This is a genomic window from uncultured Microbacterium sp. (assembly GCF_963521645.1).
Classification (GTDB): domain Bacteria; phylum Actinomycetota; class Actinomycetes; order Actinomycetales; family Microbacteriaceae; genus Microbacterium.
Genome location: NZ_CAUQVQ010000001.1, coordinates 98,024 through 114,498, shown reverse-complemented (window position 1 = coordinate 114,498; position 16,475 = coordinate 98,024). Strand labels below are relative to the sequence as shown.

The 16,475-nt window shown below is 67.1% G+C and carries 20 protein-coding genes; 16 read left to right on the top strand and 4 right to left on the bottom strand.

What is annotated here, in order from left to right; translation table 11 throughout:
* The first annotated feature begins 22 nt into the window (after nucleotides 1–22).
* From RWO82_RS00605 to RWO82_RS00590, 4 genes are all read left to right on the top strand, one after another.
* Nucleotides 23–1,051 (top strand): aldo/keto reductase, encoded by a 1,029-nt coding sequence (locus RWO82_RS00605; RefSeq protein ID WP_314422121.1) that lies wholly within the window; start codon nucleotides 23–25, stop codon nucleotides 1,049–1,051.
* Nucleotides 1,052–1,129: 78 nt separating this feature from the next.
* Nucleotides 1,130–1,732, top strand: coding sequence for a histidine phosphatase family protein (locus tag RWO82_RS00600; RefSeq protein ID WP_314422119.1), 603 nt, complete (start codon nucleotides 1,130–1,132; stop codon nucleotides 1,730–1,732).
* An 84-nt stretch (nucleotides 1,733–1,816) separates the two neighbouring features.
* Nucleotides 1,817–2,557, top strand: coding sequence for a 4-hydroxy-tetrahydrodipicolinate reductase (dapB, locus tag RWO82_RS00595; RefSeq protein ID WP_314422118.1), 741 nt, complete (start codon nucleotides 1,817–1,819; stop codon nucleotides 2,555–2,557).
* Complete coding sequence (locus RWO82_RS00590) at nucleotides 2,557–2,991, top strand: hypothetical protein (protein ID WP_314422117.1); 435 nt, start codon at nucleotides 2,557–2,559, stop codon at nucleotides 2,989–2,991. Before dapB ends, RWO82_RS00590 begins: the two co-directional genes overlap by 1 nt.
* Nucleotides 2,992–2,996: 5 nt before the next feature.
* On the opposite strand, the gene RWO82_RS00585 is transcribed toward RWO82_RS00590, so the two are convergent.
* From RWO82_RS00585 to RWO82_RS00575, 3 genes are all read right to left on the bottom strand, one after another.
* Entirely contained in the window at nucleotides 2,997–3,422 is a 426-nt protein-coding gene (locus tag RWO82_RS00585) for an OsmC family peroxiredoxin (protein ID WP_314422116.1), read from the bottom strand.
* Between the two features lie 85 nt (nucleotides 3,423–3,507).
* On the bottom strand, nucleotides 3,508–4,032 hold the full coding sequence (locus tag RWO82_RS00580) for a DUF4395 domain-containing protein (RefSeq protein WP_314422114.1): 525 nt from the start codon (nucleotides 4,030–4,032) through the stop codon (nucleotides 3,508–3,510).
* A gap of 22 nt (nucleotides 4,033–4,054) precedes the next feature.
* Nucleotides 4,055–4,468: a thioredoxin family protein gene (locus RWO82_RS00575; RefSeq protein WP_314422113.1), complete on the bottom strand. Its 414-nt coding sequence runs from the start codon at nucleotides 4,466–4,468 to the stop codon at nucleotides 4,055–4,057.
* Nucleotides 4,469–4,564: 96 nt separating this feature from the next.
* On the opposite strand from RWO82_RS00575, the gene RWO82_RS00570 reads away from it, so the two are divergent.
* From RWO82_RS00570 to RWO82_RS00560, 3 genes are read left to right on the top strand one after another with little or no spacing between them, the layout of a single operon-like run.
* Nucleotides 4,565–5,374, top strand: coding sequence for a thymidylate synthase (locus RWO82_RS00570; RefSeq protein WP_314422112.1), 810 nt, complete (start codon nucleotides 4,565–4,567; stop codon nucleotides 5,372–5,374).
* Nucleotides 5,371–5,847 carry a dihydrofolate reductase gene (locus tag RWO82_RS00565; RefSeq protein ID WP_314422111.1) on the top strand — a complete coding sequence of 159 codons (477 nt, stop codon included), beginning with the start codon at nucleotides 5,371–5,373 and terminating at the stop codon, nucleotides 5,845–5,847. The genes RWO82_RS00570 and RWO82_RS00565 overlap by 4 nt, the downstream gene beginning before the upstream one ends.
* Complete coding sequence (locus RWO82_RS00560; protein ID WP_314422110.1) at nucleotides 5,847–6,608, top strand: SDR family oxidoreductase; 762 nt, start codon at nucleotides 5,847–5,849, stop codon at nucleotides 6,606–6,608. The genes RWO82_RS00565 and RWO82_RS00560 overlap by 1 nt, the downstream gene beginning before the upstream one ends.
* Before the next feature lie 42 nt (nucleotides 6,609–6,650).
* Here the strand turns inward: RWO82_RS00560 and RWO82_RS00555 are convergent, their stop codons facing one another.
* Entirely contained in the window at nucleotides 6,651–7,190 is a 540-nt protein-coding gene (locus RWO82_RS00555; protein WP_314422109.1) for an NUDIX hydrolase, read from the bottom strand.
* A 151-nt stretch (nucleotides 7,191–7,341) separates the two neighbouring features.
* Here RWO82_RS00555 and dapA point away from each other — a divergent pair, with 151 nt between their 5' ends.
* From dapA to recA, 9 genes are all read left to right on the top strand, one after another.
* Nucleotides 7,342–8,319 (top strand): 4-hydroxy-tetrahydrodipicolinate synthase, encoded by a 978-nt coding sequence (dapA, locus tag RWO82_RS00550; RefSeq protein WP_314422244.1) that lies wholly within the window; start codon nucleotides 7,342–7,344, stop codon nucleotides 8,317–8,319.
* Nucleotides 8,320–8,388: 69 nt separating this feature from the next.
* Nucleotides 8,389–10,065, top strand: a complete 1,677-nt coding sequence (locus tag RWO82_RS00545; protein ID WP_314422107.1) for a ribonuclease J — start codon at nucleotides 8,389–8,391, stop codon at nucleotides 10,063–10,065.
* A gap of 71 nt (nucleotides 10,066–10,136) precedes the next feature.
* Nucleotides 10,137–10,631 carry a GNAT family N-acetyltransferase gene (locus RWO82_RS00540; protein WP_314422106.1) on the top strand — a complete coding sequence of 165 codons (495 nt, stop codon included), beginning with the start codon at nucleotides 10,137–10,139 and terminating at the stop codon, nucleotides 10,629–10,631.
* An 85-nt stretch (nucleotides 10,632–10,716) separates the two neighbouring features.
* On the top strand, nucleotides 10,717–13,437 hold the full coding sequence (locus tag RWO82_RS00535; RefSeq protein ID WP_314422105.1) for a DNA translocase FtsK: 2,721 nt from the start codon (nucleotides 10,717–10,719) through the stop codon (nucleotides 13,435–13,437).
* Nucleotides 13,437–14,009 carry a CDP-diacylglycerol--glycerol-3-phosphate 3-phosphatidyltransferase gene (pgsA, locus tag RWO82_RS00530; RefSeq protein ID WP_314422104.1) on the top strand — a complete coding sequence of 191 codons (573 nt, stop codon included), beginning with the start codon at nucleotides 13,437–13,439 and terminating at the stop codon, nucleotides 14,007–14,009. Before RWO82_RS00535 ends, pgsA begins: the two co-directional genes overlap by 1 nt.
* Nucleotides 14,006–14,488, top strand: coding sequence for a CinA family protein (locus RWO82_RS00525; RefSeq protein WP_314422103.1), 483 nt, complete (start codon nucleotides 14,006–14,008; stop codon nucleotides 14,486–14,488). Before pgsA ends, RWO82_RS00525 begins: the two co-directional genes overlap by 4 nt.
* A gap of 141 nt (nucleotides 14,489–14,629) precedes the next feature.
* Nucleotides 14,630–14,938, top strand: coding sequence for a helix-turn-helix domain-containing protein (locus tag RWO82_RS00520; protein WP_067114945.1), 309 nt, complete (start codon nucleotides 14,630–14,632; stop codon nucleotides 14,936–14,938).
* 18 nt (nucleotides 14,939–14,956) lie between these two features.
* Nucleotides 14,957–15,181 carry a DUF3046 domain-containing protein gene (locus RWO82_RS00515; RefSeq protein WP_314422101.1) on the top strand — a complete coding sequence of 75 codons (225 nt, stop codon included), beginning with the start codon at nucleotides 14,957–14,959 and terminating at the stop codon, nucleotides 15,179–15,181.
* A 249-nt stretch (nucleotides 15,182–15,430) separates the two neighbouring features.
* A complete protein-coding gene (recA, locus tag RWO82_RS00510) occupies nucleotides 15,431–16,474 on the top strand; it encodes a recombinase RecA (RefSeq protein WP_314422100.1) in 1,044 nt (347 codons plus the stop codon).
* Nucleotide 16,475 lies beyond the last annotated feature (1 nt).

The following is a 16,475-nucleotide window of genomic DNA, read 5'->3' as shown; positions in this document are numbered from 1 at the left end:
CGATCCATGCGGGGGTGAGGATATGCGGTTGTTCGGCGTAGGCGCAGGGACACCGCCCGAGCGCGCACACGCAGAGCTCGTCGAGCACCCTTCCGCACCGATACCCATCGTCGGTCCCGGGGTCGGTGAGGGCATCCGCGTCGCACTCGGTGAGACCGGATTCACGACCTTCCCCCTCATGCTCGGTGCAGCGGAGTTCGGGTGGAACGTCGACCTGGAGACGAGCCACGGAATCCTCGACCGCTACATCGAGTTCGGCGGCAACGCGATCCACACGGCGGACGGGTTCTCCGGCGGGCGCAGCGAGCACATCATCGGGCAGTGGCTGCGATCCCGCGGCGTGAGGGATGACATCCTGCTCAGCGTTCGCATCGGTGCCCATGCCGACAATCCGGGACTCGGATCCACCAACCTGGTCAGGGCCGTGGAGGGATCGTTGACGCGCCTGGGCGTGGAGAGCATCGACGTGCTCCACCTGGACGCGACCCTCGACGCGACGACCAACCTGGAGGACACGCTCGCGACCGTCGAGTGGCTCGTCGAGGCCGGCAAGGTCCGTGCACTCGGAGCGTACGGCTTCACACCCGAGCGCCTCGTCGAGGCCCGGATACTCGCGTCCGCCGGGTACCCGCGCGTCGAGGTCATCGATACGCCGTACAACCTCATTCGACGGCAGGCCTTCGAGGGCGATCTGCGGCTCGTCGCGGGGGCGCAGAACCTCGCCGTCACGCCGTCGCACGCCCTCGAGCACGGATTCCTCTCGGGACGCCACCGCCACAAGTCGGCCACGTCGCGCGGAGTGCGGGGCGAGCAGCTGCGCGGCAACCTGAACCGGCGAGGCGCCAAGGTGCTCAAGGCGCTCGACCAGGTCGCGGAGGAGCTCGATCTCCCGGTCGCGGCGGTGTCGATCGCCTGGCTGCTCTCGCAGCGGACCGTGGTCGCCCCGATCGTCAACACCTTCGCCGCCGAGCATGTCGACGAACTGATGCAGGGTGCCGGAGCAGCCCTGTCTCGTGTGCAGATCGCCGACCTCACTCGGGCCGGCAACTGAGCGTCGACACACCCTTGTCATATACCTGGCATAGGGTGGAGGTTTCCGGAGGACGCTGTCGACGAAGCGAGCGAATGAGTGACGCATTACATATATCTGGTCAGGCACGGCGAGCATCAGGATGCCGAGCACGGCCTCACTGACGGTCCGCTCTCGCCGCGCGGGCAGCGACAGGCCGAGTTGATCGCCGACCGGCTGTCGGGCCTGCCGCTCGACGCGGTGTGGCATTCCCCGCTGCTGCGTGCGAACGAGACGGCGCGCGCTCTCGCCGCGCGACTGCCGTCGGTCGATCCCCAGCCGACGGCTCTGCTGTTCGACTGCGTGCCCACCGGCATGACCGAGGAGACCCCTGCAGCCTACGAGCCGTTCTTCGGGTCCATCACAGACGCCGAGGTCGAGGCCGGACGGGCTCAGATGTTCGACGCGGTCAACGAGTTCCTGGTCCGCAAGCCGGGTGATGTGCACGAGGTGCTCATCACCCACAACTTCGTGATCTCCTGGTTCGTGCGTGAGGTCCTCGGCGCGCCGGAGTGGCGCTGGATGACCTTGAACCAGGCGCACTGCGGACTCACCGTGATCGCTCAGAAGCAGGGGCGCCCGTGGACGCTCCTGACGCACAACGACACCGCTCACCTGCCGGTCGAGCTGCGCACGGGCATCCCCGATCAGATGCCCGTCTGAGCGGCTCCTCACCCGCACCGCGTCGGCCGTCCGCCGCGGCGTGGGGGAGCAGGGCGGGCGCGCTGTCGCGAATAGACTGAACGCATGACCACGCAGGTAGCACTCGTCGGCGGCACCGGAAAGCTCGGTTCGATCATCCGCTCCGTGGTCGGTGATCTCGAGGGCTTCGAGATCATGCGCGTACTCGATTCTCGGAGCGACCTCGCGGAGCTGAGCGGCGCGGATCTCGTCATCGACGCCACCACGCCCCAGGTCAGCGTGGATGTCGTGCGGGCAGCGGTCGAACGCGGAATCAATGTACTCGTGGCGACATCCGGATGGTCGGCCGAGCGCATCGCGCTCGTGCGACCTCTGGTGGAAGACGCGGGCACCGGTATCGTCTTCATCCCCAACTTCTCGCTCGGATCCGTGCTGGGATCGGCTCTCGCCGCGGCAGCGGCACCGTTCTTCGGCTCGGCCGAGATCGTCGAGGCGCATCACGAAAAGAAGGTCGACTCGCCCAGCGGAACCGCAGTGAGGACCGCCGAGCTCATCGCGGCCGCGCGAGCGGATCGCGGGCCCGTGAGCGCGCCCCACGCCGACCAGCGGGCTCGCGGTCAGCAGGTGGGCAGTGTGCCCGTGCATTCACTCCGCAGGCCCGGTGTGATCGCGAAGCAGGAAGTCATCCTCTCGGGTCCCGGGGAGTCGTTGACCTTCACTCATGACACGGTCGAGCCCGCTCTGGCGTACGCGCCCGGCATCCGTATCGCTGTTCCCTTCGCCGCCGCCGCGACAGGAGTCGTCGTCGGGCTGGAGAGCATGATCGACATCGGAATCCGACAGTGATGTCCCGGATCGGCGTCGGCCTCATGGCCGGCGCGCTGCTGGTCTATCTCGCCGTCTGCGTCTGGCTCGCCGTGATGTTCTTCGCTGTCGGCACGCCCGTATCGATCGGCATGGGCGTCGCCCTGATCGTCCTGGCACCGATCGGCGGGTGGGCCCTCGTCCGCGAGATGCAGTTCGGTTTCGCAGCCGATCGACTCGGGCGGGAGCTCGACGCGGAAGGTGGCATGCCGGTGGCGGAGACCGAGCTGACGCCGAGCGGTCGTATCGCGCGCGCCGATTCCGAGTCGCTGATCGCTCGGTACGCGGACGACGCGGCTGCCGCGCCCGCCGATTGGCGAGCGCGGTACCGACTGGGTGTCGTCCAGGATGCCGCGGGGCGCCGCAAGGACGCGCGCGCGAGCATCAGGGAGGCGATCCGCCTCGCTCGGGGCTGACCGGATCAGGCCAGAGTCGCCTCGAGCGTGATCTCGATGCCGGCAAGGGCCTGAGACACGGGGCATCCCGCCTTGGCCTCGGCCGCAAGCGTCTGGAACGCCTCGGACGTGATCCCCGGGACCACGGCGTTGACGTTCAGATGACTGCCGGTGATCCCGACGCCGGGCTTGAAGGTGACCGATGCGCTCGTGTTGACGCGCTCCGGGGGAGTGCCGTTCTCGGCCAGCGCATGCGACAGTGCCATGCTGAAGCATGACGCGTGAGCTGCGGCGATGAGCTCCTCAGGAGTGGTGGTCGTGTCGCTGCCCTCGCTGCGCGCCTTCCAGTTGATCGGGAAGGTGCCGAGCTTCGAGGAGGAGAAGGCGACCGTGCCCGAGCCCTCCATGAGGGATCCGGTCCAGGTGGTGGTTGCTTCGCTGGTGACGGGCATGTGTCCTCCGGTTCTCGCGCGCTGCGGGATGTGCGCTCGCGTGTGAGGTCAGCCTATCGACCGTGCGGGGCCGGCGGAACCGCGCTCAGGCTGCGGAGGCGGTGCGTCCGACGATGCCCGCGCGCTGCAGCAGGAGGTACATCTGGCACCCGAGGCAGAACGAGAATGCGGCGTTGAGGAATGCGGCGACGAACGCCGCAGCAGTCGCGATGGGGAGCGCCCACGGCACGCCGATCAGATGCAGCACGATGCCGATCGTGACGACGAAGAGACCGACGCCCTGCGCGAAGCGCGGAGGACGAGGGTCTTCGAGCTCAGTGGGCGGCGCGAGTCGGGGCCGAACGAACCGACGGAACACGACGCCCCACGGCGCCGTCGTCGGAGAGACCACGCTCCACAGGAACAGTGCGGCGATCGCGACGGCGAGCACGAACCCGGGGTCGAGTGCCCGCTGGACGAGCGTGGCGGCGCCGATGGCCGCGATGCCGCTGTCCGTCCGCGCGGTCGAGACGCCGACGAGGCCGAGGAAGGTCGCGACGAGCAGCAGCACTGTCGTGATCGTCGCGGCGAAGCGCGGTCCACGGGGATCGATACCTGCAGGAGTGGTCATCTCTGCTCCAGTCGTTCCCGCCTCAGACGGCGGCGAGTGCTTCGGTGAGTGCGTGGCGATGCGGGACGCCGTGGAACCGTGCGCGTACCGCGCCGGAGCCGTCCACGACGAAAGTCGTCGGCGTCTGCACGACCCTGTACCGCGTCGAGAGGTCGGGCCGATGCGTGAGGTCGACCTCGAGGTGATCCAGGCCGTCGGCGTCGGCGACGAAGGTCGACAGCATCCTTCGCACCTGGGGGCATCGCGCGCACATCTGCGTGCTGAACTGCACGAGCGTGGCGCGTGAGCCGAGTCGATCGGAGTCCGCGTCGGCCGGATCGAAGCGGAGGTGGCCCCCCGCTCGCCGCCTCCCGTCGAGAAGCCGCAGCACGATGCCGATGGCGGCGGCGATCACGAGGAGCGCGACGACCACGGCGAGGGCGATTGCGGGCGACATGCATCGAGGATACGGTCCTCTCGAGTGCACAGGGGCCGATGTGTCGAACAGTGACGATCCGGCTCGCAGGGCTCAGAGACGGGTAGTCTGGCAGGCATGAGCGCAGCCGTCCCGACGCCGTATGAAGACCTGCTCCGCGATGTGCTGGAGACCGGCACTCACAAGTCGGATCGCACCGGCACGGGGACTACGAGCGTCTTCGGGCGCCAGATCCGCTTCGACCTGTCGAAGGGCTTCCCCCTCGTCACCACGAAGCGGGTGCACTTCAAGTCGATCGCATACGAGCTGCTCTGGTTCCTCCGGGGCGACTCCAACGTCAAGTGGCTGCAGGACAACGGCGTCACCATCTGGGACGAGTGGGCCGATGCCTCGGGTGACCTCGGCCCCGTCTACGGCGTGCAGTGGCGGTCGTGGCCGACCCCTGACGGTACGAGCATCGACCAGCTGAGTGACGTGATCGAGCAGATCCGCACCTCTCCGGATTCGCGCCGTCTGATCGTGTCGGCATGGAATCCCGCCGACATCCCCGACATGGCGCTCGCTCCGTGTCATGCACTGTTCCAGTTCTACGTCGCCGACGGGAAGCTCTCGTGCCAGCTCTATCAGCGCAGCGCGGATCTGTTCCTCGGCGTTCCTTTCAACATCGCCTCCTACGCACTGCTGACGCTGATGGTCGCGCAGCAGGTGGGGCTCGAGCCCGGCGACTTCGTCTGGACCGGCGGTGACTGCCACATCTACGACAACCACGTCGACCAGGTGCGCGAGCAGTTGACGCGCGAGGCATACCCGTACCCGACGCTCCGGTTCGCGAGGACCCCTGATTCGGTGTTCGAGTACACGTACGACGACTTCGTCGTCGAGAACTACCAGCACCACGCTCCGATCCGGGCGGCGGTCGCGGTATGACCTGGGTGGGCCTGATCTGGGCCGAAGCACATGACGGGGTGATCGGAGCCGAAGGAGGCATGCCCTGGCATGTGCCCGAGGATCTCGCGCACTTCAAGGACGTCACTTCGGGATCCCCCGTGATCATGGGAAGGAAGACCTGGGATTCCCTGCCCGAGCGCTTCCGTCCGCTTCCCGGGCGGGACAACATCGTGATCACCCGCCAGCAGGACTGGCGCGCCGACGGGGCCCAGCGGGCCGCTTCCGTCGTCGAGGCGGTGCGCGGCAGAGACAAGGTGTGGATCATCGGAGGGGCGGAGATCTTCAGGCTCGTGATCGCCGACGCCGACCGTCTCGAGGTCACGGAGCTGGATCTCGACGTCGACGGAGACGCGCACGCCCCGTCCACCGCGGGATGGCGGATGGTCGACGAGGGGGCATGGCAGACATCGCGTTCGGGTGTCCGCTACCGTTTCCTGGGTTACGAGCGCTGATGCCCACCGCTCTCATCACCGGAGCCAGTGCCGGCCTCGGCGTGGAGTTCGCCCACCAGCTCGCACGACGCCGCGCCGACCTCGTGCTCGTCGCCCGCTCGGCGGACGCTCTCGAGAGCGTCGCCGCGGACCTCCGCCGCGAGCACGGCGTCGCGGTCGAGATCCTCGTCGCGGACCTCTCCCTCACGCCGGATGTGGAGCGCGTCGCCGAGCGCGTTCGTGACGCTTCCGACCCCATCGACCTGCTGATCAACAACGCCGGCTTCGGCCTGCCGCTGCAGTTCGCCGACAACGACATCGACGACGAGGTGCGGCACCTCCGTGTCCACGTCGAGGCGTCGATGCGTCTCATGCACGCCGCGCTCGGATCCATGCGAGGTCGCGGCGGACGCATCATCAACGTCGCCTCGGTCGCGGGGTTCATCTCCCGTTCCACCTACTCGGCCTGCAAGAGCTGGCTCATCGGGTTCAGCCGCTGGGCGAACGCCGAGTACGCCCCCGACCGAGTCACTGTGACCGCTGTCTGTCCCGGCTTCACGCACACCACCTTCCACGAGCGGATGGGTCTCGCGCAGGGGGACGAGGGCGTCCCGAACTTCATGTGGCTCGACGCGAGCGATGTCGTGCGAGAGGGGCTCCGGGATGCGGCGCGGGGGCGAGCGGTCTCGATCCCGTCACTGCGCTACAAGGCGATCGTGGCGATCGCGAGCGTTCTGCCGAGCGCGCTGACCTCTCGGGTCGCTCGTCGCGGTCGCGTCTGAGTCGATCCCGGACGGACTCCGACGGGAGCGCGCCCTCTCGAGTCAGCGGAATCGGCCCAGATGGATTCCGGCATAGGTGATCGCCGCCACGGTCTCACCATCCGTGATGCGGCCGTCGGCGATCATCTCCAGCACATCGGACAGCGCCACCCAGGTGACGGCGTCGATCCCCTCCTCGGCGCGGGAGTGAGCGGAGTCATCACCGGGAGTCAGCGAGCGAGCGAGGAACACGTGCTCAGGAGCACGGGCGATGCCGTTCAGGGCGTTCATGGTTCCCAGGAGCGTCCAGTCCTCGGCGACGAACCCGGTCTCCTCCAGCAGCTCGCGTCGCGCGGCCACGAGCGGATCCTCACCGTCGCTTCCGCCTGCCGGCACCTCGATCGAGAGGCCCGTGGTGTAGCGCTCCAGTGTGACGAGGCAGACGCGATCCTCGTGATCGAGCGCCACCACGAAGACCGCCGGATGCTGCATGGTCACGACGCCGTAGATCCCCTCGCCCGCGGGTCCGGTGACCGCGTCCTCTCGCACCTCGATCCACCGGTTCGCGTACACCGTCGACGACTCGCGTGTCACCCATGCCATGGAGGAGAGCCTATGCGGATCTCTCGAGAGAGGCCGACGAGGGCGAGCCGTCGCTCCTGGGGCGCTGCATGCGACCGACGAACGCTCGTGGCGGCGTCATCCGCCTCGCCTCGTCTGCGTGAGCGGCAGCCGAACCGATACGCTGGAGGGCATGACGCACTCGGGCAACCCTTTCGGACAGGTCCTCGTCGCGCTCGTCACTCCGATGACGGCCGACGGTGAAGTCGATTGGCCCGCCGTCGAGAAGCACATCGACGATGTCATCACCGCCGGTGCTGACGGAATCGTCGTGACGGGAACGACCGGCGAGACCTCCACCCTGACGGACCCCGAGAAGCTCAAGCTCGTCGAGATCGGCAAGTCCGTGTCGGCCGGCCGCGCGAAGATCATCACCGGAGGCGGATCCAACGAGACCGCTCACGCCATCGAGCTGTACAAGGCCAGCGAGAAGGCCGGCGCCGACGGCATCATGATCGTCACGCCGTACTACAACAAGCCGACCCAGGCGGGCATCCTGACCCACTTCCGTCTCGTCGCGGATGCCACCGACCTGCCCGTGATCCTGTACGACATCCCCGGCCGCACCGGCGTGCCCATCAAGTACGAAACCATCCTGCGCTTGGCCAAGCACCCCAACATCCTCGCGGTGAAAGACGCCAAGGGCGACTTCTCCGAGGTGAGCCGCGTGCTCAATCAGACCGATCTGATGTACTTCTCCGGCGACGACGCCAATGCGCTCCCGCATCTCGCGATCGGCGCCACCGGCCTGATCGGCGTCACCGCGAACATCACCGCCACGCCGTACCGCACCATCATCGATGCGGTGAATCGCGGCGACCTCGCGACGGCCACGGCCGAGCATCGACGCCTGGAGCCGCTCGTGCGTGCGGTCATGACCCATGTTCCCGGAACGGTGGCGGCCAAGTACATCCTGCACGGGCTCGGCCGCATCTCGAGCCCGCGCGTGCGTCTGCCACTCGTCGGTCCGGAGGAGTGGGAGGCCGCCCTCATCGAGGACGAGCTCGACCTCGTGAAGGATCTCGCCGGCGCCGATTTCTCGAACTTCCGCCCCGACCGCAACGCGGCCGCGGGCGGCGCACTGCCGAAGGTGCACGGCACGACTCGCTGACACCGCGCGCGGTGCGCCGCGTCACAATCGAACGACCGGACGCGTGGAGTGTCCGACTGAGGAGACACCATGTCCATCCCGCTCGCAGAACCCGCAGCCCTCGAAGACGGAACGCTGCGGGTGACCCCGCTCGGCGGCCTCGGCGAGATCGGGCGCAACATGACGATCTTCGAGTTCGACGGGAAGATCCTCATCGTCGACTGCGGCGTGCTCTTCCCCGAGGAGCACCAGCCGGGTGTCGACCTGATCCTCCCCGACTTCGAGCCGATCAAGGGGCGACTCGACGACATCGTCGGAGTCGTCCTCACTCACGGTCACGAGGATCACATCGGCGCTGTCCCGTACCTGCTGCGCCTGAAGAGCGACATCCCTGTGATCGGGTCCGGCCTCACGCTCGCCCTCGTCGAGGCGAAGCTCAAGGAGCACCGCATCCGGCCCTTCACGCTCACCGTGAAGGAAGGACAGCGCGAACAGGTCGGACCGTTCGACCTCGAGTTCGTCGCGGTCAACCACTCGATCCCGGATGCTCTCGCCGTCGCGATCCGCACCTCCGCGGGCCTCGTGCTGGCGACGGGCGACTTCAAGATGGACCAGCTGCCGCTCGATGGACGCATCACGGATCTCCGCGCCTTCGCGCGCCTCGGCGAGGAGGGCGTCGACCTGTTCCTCGTCGACTCCACGAACGCCGATGTCCCGGGCTTCACGCCGACCGAGCGATCGATCGGACCCGTCCTGGATCAGGTGATCGGCAAGGCCCCTCGCCGCGTCATCGTCGCGAGCTTCTCCAGTCACGTTCACCGAGTGCAGCAGGTCCTCGATGCCGCGCACGCGCACGGACGACGTGTCGCGCTGCTCGGTCGCAGCATGCTGCGCAACATGACGATCGCGGAGGACCTGGGCTATCTCAAGGTCCCCGCCGGTCTTCTCATCGACTACAAAAAGGCCCGCGATCTGCCCGACGACAAGATCGTCTACATGTCGACCGGCTCGCAGGGAGAGCCGATGGCGGTGCTGAGCCGCATGGCCAATCTCGACCACGCGATCGAGCCCGGTCCCGGCGACACGGTGATCCTCGCCTCGAGCCTCATCCCCGGCAACGAGAACGCCGTCTACCGGGTCATCGACGGCCTCACCAAGCTCGGCGCGAACGTCGTGCACAAGGCGAACGCGAAGGTGCACGTCTCCGGGCACGCCGCCGCCGGTGAGCTGATCTACTGCTACAACATTCTGCGGCCGAAGAACGTGCTGCCGGTGCACGGCGAGTACCGTCATCTGATCGCGAACGCCAAGCTGGCTCAGGACACCGGCATCGACGCCGACCGGACCATCATCGCCTCGAACGGCACGGTGATCGATCTCAAGGACGGCGACGCCCGCGTGGTCGGACAGCTCGACCTCGGCTTCGTGTACGTCGACGGCTCCACGGTCGGAGCGATCACCGACGCCGACCTCAAGGACCGGCGGATCCTGGCGGAGGAGGGATTCGTCTCGGTGATCGTCGTGGTCGACGCGCAGACCGGACGGATCATCTCCGGCCCCGAGATCCACGCACGCGGAATCGCGGAGGACGACTCCGTCTTCGACGACGTCACCCCGAAGATCGTCGCGGCCCTCAAAGAGGCATCGGGCAACGGTGTGCGCGACACGCACGCGTTGTCGCAGGTGATCCGCAGGACGATCGGCCGCTGGGTCAACCAGAAGCTGCGGCGTCGCCCGATGATCGTGCCGCTCGTCATCGAGGCCTGAGGCATCGGTGGGCTGCTGATCTCACAGCCCGCCGTCATGCGTGCGAAACGCGTGCCCTCTACCCTCAGGGGATGACGGATGCGTTCTCGATCAGGCCGGCCGGTCAGTCGGACGGCACCTTCCTCGGCGAGATGGTGGTCGAGGCCGCGAACTGGCGCACCGGGGGTGCGCGTGCGCGGCATGAGATCCTGACATCGGTCGAGCACCGCAGGTACCTCTCGGGGTGGATGCGTCCGGCGGATGCGGGATTCGTGGCGGTCGATTCGGACGGGCAGTCGATCGGAGCGGCGTGGTATCGGATGCTGCCGCAGGATGACCCCGGCTTCGGGTTCGTCGGAACCGCCGTGCCCGAGCTCATCATCGGCGTCCGACCCATCTGGCGCGCGCACGGTGTCGGTCGTACTCTGCTGCGACATCTCCTCGTGCACGCCGGTGAGCAGGGACATCCGCGGATCAGCCTCAGCGTCGAGCAGGACAATTTCGCTCGCGGCCTCTACCGCTCGGAGGGGTTCGTCGTCGTGGCGGCAGACTCCGGTCGGGACACGATGGTGCATCGGCTGGCCTGATCGATGGTCGGGCGTGTGCGGGCAAGCAGGCGGGAAGACCGCGTCATTGCGGGCTTTTGTCGGCAGCTGGACGTAACGTGAGAGTATGGCCAGGAGCACCACGAAATCAGCGCGCGCATCCGACAGCGCCGCGCCACGGCCGAAGCGCCAGACCGCACCCAAGGCTCAGGCTGCCCCGAAGAAGTACATCGACGAGGTCGACAGGCCGCCGATGATCGTCCGCGCCTGGACCGGCATCGCGCACGCCGTGGGCGGGATGTTCCGCGCTTTCGGGCCCGAGACCCTCGACCGGGACGACCGACGTGACGGCTTCCCTCTGCTGTTGGTCCTCCTGGCTGTCGCCGGTGCCGTCAACGAGTGGTTCTTCATCGGCAACGAGGTCGCGACCAACATCAGCGCCTACTCCGTGGGCCTCCTGATCGGTCGTATGGCCTTCATCTTCCCGGTGCTGCTGCTGTTCCTCGCCGGGTGGCTGTTCCGACACCCCTCCTCGGTCCACGACAACGGGCGGATCGGCATCGGGTTCGGACTGCTGATGGTCACCCTCGCCGGCTTCTGCCACATCGCGGGAGGGCTCCCGCAGCCGCAGCAGGGAATGGTGGCCCTGAGCGCGGCCGGTGGGCTGTCCGGCTGGATCATCGGGCAACCGTTGAGCTACCTCACGACGATCCCCGCCTACATCGTTCTGTCGCTGCTGGCGATCCTGAGCCTTCTCATCCTCACGAAGACGCCGCCCAACCGCATCGGGCAGCGACTCGGTGATCTGTATGCCTGGATGTTCGACGCGGAACGCATCGAGAAGCCCGCGAAAGAGAGCGCATCGATCGACGAGGCCGACAAGGTCGACGATCCCGATGTGCTGCCGTGGTGGCGACGCAACAAGACGGGGCGTGAGGAGGACCCCGACGAGGGGACTCTCGGCTCCGACGACATCACCGCGCTTCTCAACACGACGGGTGCGACGCCTGCGTACGACCAGGCTGTGACCCTCGTCAATCCCGCCGTGGCTTCCGACGCCGCGACCGAGGTGCTGTCAGACGTCCGCTCCGTGACCGACGCTCTCGCGGAGCAGCAGACCACGGCGCTGTTGGATGACGAGTCGGACACGGGCGAGATGCCCGAACTGCCCGGCCTCGACGGCTTCGGCACCGACGGTCCGGGGGAGAGGGGGCCGCAGGCGCCCGTCACGCCCTACATCCTGCCCTCCCCGGGCGTGCTGGCCGAGGGGCCGCCGTCCGTGGCGCGCTCGGAGGCCAACGACCGGATCGTCGAGCAGATCACGAGTGTCCTGTCGCAGTTCAACGTCGACGCCAAGGTCACGGGCTTCTCCCGCGGGCCGACGGTCACGCAGTACGAGGTCGAGGTCGGTCACGGAGTCAAGGTCGAGAAGATCCTCCAGCTGAGCAACAACTTCGCCTATGCCGTCGCGTCGAACGACGTGCGCATCCTGTCGCCGATTCCGGGAAAGAGCGCGATCGGCATCGAGATACCCAACACCGATCGCGAGACGGTCGCGCTCGGCGACGTGCTCCGTTCCCAGGCCGCGCTGAAGAACACCCATCCGCTGACGATCGGTGTCGGCAAGGACGTGGGCGGGAACTTCGTCACCGCGAACCTCGCCAAGATGCCGCACCTCCTGGTCGCGGGATCCACCGGCTCGGGAAAGTCGAGTTTCGTGAACTCGATGATCACGAGTCTTCTGATGCGTGCGCGCCCGTCCGACGTCCGCATGGTGCTGATCGACCCGAAGCGCGTCGAGCTCACCAGCTACGCCGGGGTCCCGCACCTGATCACCCCCATCATCACGAACCCCAAGAAGGCCGCCGAGGCTCTCCAGTGGGTCGTGAAGGAGATGGACATGCGATACGACGACCTCGCGTCGTTCGGGTTCCGTCACATCGATGACTTCAACCGCGCCGTGCGCGCGGGGGAGGTCGAGGTGCCCGTCGGCAGCGAACGCGTGCTGAAGCCGTATCCCTATCTGCTCGTCGTCGTCGATGAGCTCGCGGACCTCATGATGGTCGCCCCACGCGACGTCGAGGACTCGATCGTGCGCATCACGCAGCTCGCTCGCGCCTCGGGCATCCACCTGGTGCTGGCCACACAGCGACCCAGCGTCGACGTGGTCACCGGGCTCATCAAGGCCAACGTCCCTTCGCGTCTGGCCTTCGCGGTGACCAGCGTCACCGACAGCCGAGTGATCCTCGACAGCCCCGGTGCGGACAAGCTGATCGGTCAGGGAGATGCGCTCTTCTCTCCCATGGGCTCTTCGAAGCCGTTCCGACTGCAGGGCGCGTGGGTCGATGAGAAGGAGATCGACGCCGTCGTCAAGCATGTGACCCGCCAGGCGCGGCCCGACTACCGCCCGGATGTGGCGGAGGCGCTCGAGCCGACCAAGAAGAAGGAGGTCGACGAGGACATCGGCGACGACCTGGAGCTTCTCCTGGCAGCGGCCGAGCTCATCATCTCGTCGCAGTTCGGATCCACGTCGATGCTGCAGCGGAAGCTGCGCGTCGGCTTCGCGAAGGCGGGGCGTCTGATGGATCTCCTCGAATCGCGCGAGATCGTGGGACCCTCCGAGGGGTCGAAGGCGCGCGACGTGCTCGCGACCGTCGAGCAGCTCCCGCAAGTCATGGCCAAGCTTCGCGGTGACGACGCACCTGCAGCGCCCGCGCCGTCCTCCGGCCAGGCAGCGCCGGCCCCGAGTGCGCCCGCGCACGACCCCGTGGAATCCCAGTTCGACGGCCTGCCGGTGGTGGAGGGCGAGAGCGACGACGACGCCTGGGGATTGACGGGGCGCGACTGATGTCGATTCCGCGGCAGTTGCCCAACGCGATCACGGTGGCGCGGATCCCACTCGCCGTGGTGTTCTTCGTGCTGCTCCTCCTCGGCGGCACATACGGTCTCACCGATATCGTCGTGCGCTGGATCGCTGCGATCCTGTTCATCGTCTCGATCTCCACCGATTGGGTCGACGGCTATCTCGCGCGCCGCTATGAGATCGTCAGCGATTTCGGCAAGCTCTGGGATCCGATCGCCGACAAGCTGCTGACCGGCGCAGGGTTCATCGGACTCGCGGTGCTCGGGGAACTGAACTGGTGGATCGTGGTCATCATCCTCGTGCGGGAGTGGGGGATCACCGTCCACCGCCTGGTGGTGGCGAAAGAGCACGTCGTCGCCGCAGCATGGATGGGCAAGATCAAGACGGCGGTCCAGGCCGTCGCCCTGTCCTGGGCCGTGCTCCCGCTGCATGTGGTCATCGGCCTCGGGCCGTGGGTCGTGATCACGGCGATTCTGATGGTGCTCGCGCTCATCCTCACGGTGGCGAGCGGCATCGACTACATCATCGCGCAGGTACGAGGAGCGCGCCACCGGTGACGGTCGCTTCCGAATGCCTGGCGGCGCTCGCGGAACGCGGGTGGACGCTGGGCGTGGCCGAGTCGCTCACGGGAGGCTCGGTCTCGGCGGCGCTCGTGGCCGTCCCGGGCGCTTCTGCGGTGCTTCGCGGCGCAGTGGTGGCGTACGCGACTCCGGTCAAGCACACTCTGCTCGGTGTCGACGAGGTCTTGCTGGATGCCGGCGGACCCGTGCAGCCGGAGGTCGCACGTCAGATGGCGGAGGGCGTGCGCGCGGCCGTCAGTGTCGCGGGCCGACCAGCGGACGTCGGAATAGCCACCACGGGGATCGCAGGACCGGATTCTCCGGATGGACAGCCCGTCGGCACGGTGCACGTCGCCGTGGCGACACCGACGTCGACTCGGTCCCGATCTTTCGTCTTCCGGGGGAGTCGCGACGAGATCAGGGCTCAGGCGACGGATGCGGTGCTGGCTCTGCTCGACCGCTCCGCACGGGAATAGGCGTCGCCATCGCGTGGTTTATCTCTTCGTGCTCACACCGAAAGCACAGCGTGAAAAGGTAGGTTCTGTGAAGGTCAGTACGACTAGACTGGCGATTCGACCGGGGGAGACCCCGAGAGAGCGATCTGGGAGGAGGTTCCGATGATTCTCGTACGACAGGAAATCGGCGACGTGTTGAGAGACTTCCGCCTGCAGAAGGGACGCACTCTCCGCCAGGTCGCCAGCAAGGCCTCGGTCGCGCTCGGATACCTCAGCGAGGTCGAGCGCGGACAGAAGGAGGCCTCGAGCGAGATCCTCGCCTCGGTGGCCGACGCTCTCGACGTCCCCATCTCCACGATCATGCGTGAGGTCGGCGACCGCATCTCGGTCCTCGAGGGGATCCAGGTGTTCCCCGACGTCGTTCCCGACGATCTCGTCGCATCAGTCGAGCCCGAGCTCTCGCTGCATTGAGAACGGCCGTTCGTTCCGATGCGTCGAAGTGAGTTCCTTCGCGCGGTCGATGCGGAGTTCGGTTCGCGCGGTTCCTCGCTCGTCAGCGATCTCGTGCTGACCCCACTCGGCGGGCGCACCGCCGAAGAGGCGCTCGACGCCGGTGTCCAGCCGCGTGACATCTGGCTCGCGCTGTGCGTCGAGGCAGAAGTGCCCCTCGAGCGACGGCATGGTGCCGGGCGTCTCGAGCCGCGACGCCGCTGACTCGTCGCACGATCCGGTGCAGAGTGTCGGCGTGTCGTCGAATATCTGTTCGAAGCGGGCGTAGTCTTCTGCACAAGTGGTTCAGAGGTTTAGTCATCCCCGTTCCGTGGGGGTCTGCGATGCAATGTCGGAGGCTCCTCGTACGGTGAAGACAAGCCGAAGAGCTATACGCCTTGTCGGAGAGTTCCGCCCAACCGGGAGGACCGCGACAGCCTACAGGCGGCCCCACGCGAGCATAAGGAGCACGTCATGCCATCACCCGCTGACCGCGAGAAGTCCCTCGAGACCGCACTCGCCCAGATCGATCGTCAGTTCGGAAAGGGCTCGGTCATGCGACTGGGCAGCGACGAGCGTGCACCCGTCGCCGTCATCCCGACCGGCTCCATCGCGCTCGACGTCGCACTGGGCGTCGGAGGCCTTCCGCGCGGCCGAATCGTCGAGATCTACGGCCCTGAATCTTCCGGTAAGACCACGCTCACGCTGCACGCGATCGCGAATGCTCAGCGTGCCGGCGGCATCGCCGCCTTCATCGATGCCGAGCACGCGCTCGACCCCGATTACGCTGCGAAGCTCGGCGTCGACATCGACGCTCTTCTCGTCTCACAGCCCGACACGGGTGAGCAGGCGCTCGAGATCGCGGACATGCTCGTGCGCTCCGGCGCGATCGATCTCATCGTGATCGACTCGGTCGCGGCTCTCGTGCCGCGGGCCGAGATCGAGGGCGAGATGGGAGATTCCCACGTGGGTCTGCAGGCCCGACTGATGTCACAGGCGCTCAGGAAGCTCACCGGTGGGCTCAACCAGACCAACACCACGATGATCTTCATCAACCAGCTGCGAGAGAAGATCGGCGTGTTCTTCGGATCTCCGGAGACCACCGCGGGCGGCAAGGCACTGAAGTTCTACGCCTCGGTCCGCATGGACATCCGTCGCATCGAGACTCTGAAGGACGGTACGGATGCAGTGGGTAACCGCACCAGGGTCAAGGTCGTCAAGAACAAGATGGCGCCGCCGTTTAAGCAGGCCGAGTTCGACATCCTCTATGGTGTCGGCATCTCTCGCGAGGGCAGTCTGATCGATTTCGGCGTCGAGCACGGCATCGTGAAGAAGTCGGGCTCCTGGTACACCTACGACGGTGACCAGCTGGGTCAGGGCAAGGAGAACGCTCGGTCGTTCCTGCTCAAGAACCCTGACGTCGCGTTGGCGATCGAGACGCAGATTAAGCAGAAGCTCGGGATCGGCGGTGCCGTCGAGGCGCCTGCGGACGAGCTCGCAGAGCGTCGCCCGGCCTGAT

Coding starts and splice junctions, on each gene's coding strand:
- RWO82_RS00575 (WP_314422113.1), bottom strand. CDS start 4,468: ATGTCGCCCGCAATCGCCCTCGCCGTGGTCGTCGCGCTCCTCGTGATC.
- RWO82_RS00520 (WP_067114945.1), top strand. CDS start 14,630: ATGATTCTCGTACGACAGGAAATCGGCGACGTGTTGAGAGACTTCCGC.
- RWO82_RS00515 (WP_314422101.1), top strand. CDS start 14,957: ATGCGTCGAAGTGAGTTCCTTCGCGCGGTCGATGCGGAGTTCGGTTCG.
- recA (WP_314422100.1), top strand. CDS start 15,431: ATGCCATCACCCGCTGACCGCGAGAAGTCCCTCGAGACCGCACTCGCC.
- RWO82_RS00570 (WP_314422112.1), top strand. CDS start 4,565: ATGAGCGCAGCCGTCCCGACGCCGTATGAAGACCTGCTCCGCGATGTG.
- RWO82_RS00580 (WP_314422114.1), bottom strand. CDS start 4,032: ATGACCACTCCTGCAGGTATCGATCCCCGTGGACCGCGCTTCGCCGCG.
- RWO82_RS00560 (WP_314422110.1), top strand. CDS start 5,847: ATGCCCACCGCTCTCATCACCGGAGCCAGTGCCGGCCTCGGCGTGGAG.
- RWO82_RS00540 (WP_314422106.1), top strand. CDS start 10,137: ATGACGGATGCGTTCTCGATCAGGCCGGCCGGTCAGTCGGACGGCACC.
- RWO82_RS00590 (WP_314422117.1), top strand. CDS start 2,557: ATGTCCCGGATCGGCGTCGGCCTCATGGCCGGCGCGCTGCTGGTCTAT.
- RWO82_RS00535 (WP_314422105.1), top strand. CDS start 10,717: ATGGCCAGGAGCACCACGAAATCAGCGCGCGCATCCGACAGCGCCGCG.
- RWO82_RS00565 (WP_314422111.1), top strand. CDS start 5,371: ATGACCTGGGTGGGCCTGATCTGGGCCGAAGCACATGACGGGGTGATC.
- dapA (WP_314422244.1), top strand. CDS start 7,342: ATGACGCACTCGGGCAACCCTTTCGGACAGGTCCTCGTCGCGCTCGTC.
- RWO82_RS00585 (WP_314422116.1), bottom strand. CDS start 3,422: ATGCCCGTCACCAGCGAAGCAACCACCACCTGGACCGGATCCCTCATG.
- pgsA (WP_314422104.1), top strand. CDS start 13,437: ATGTCGATTCCGCGGCAGTTGCCCAACGCGATCACGGTGGCGCGGATC.
- dapB (WP_314422118.1), top strand. CDS start 1,817: ATGACCACGCAGGTAGCACTCGTCGGCGGCACCGGAAAGCTCGGTTCG.
- RWO82_RS00545 (WP_314422107.1), top strand. CDS start 8,389: ATGTCCATCCCGCTCGCAGAACCCGCAGCCCTCGAAGACGGAACGCTG.
- RWO82_RS00605 (WP_314422121.1), top strand. CDS start 23: ATGCGGTTGTTCGGCGTAGGCGCAGGGACACCGCCCGAGCGCGCACAC.
- RWO82_RS00555 (WP_314422109.1), bottom strand. CDS start 7,190: ATGGCATGGGTGACACGCGAGTCGTCGACGGTGTACGCGAACCGGTGG.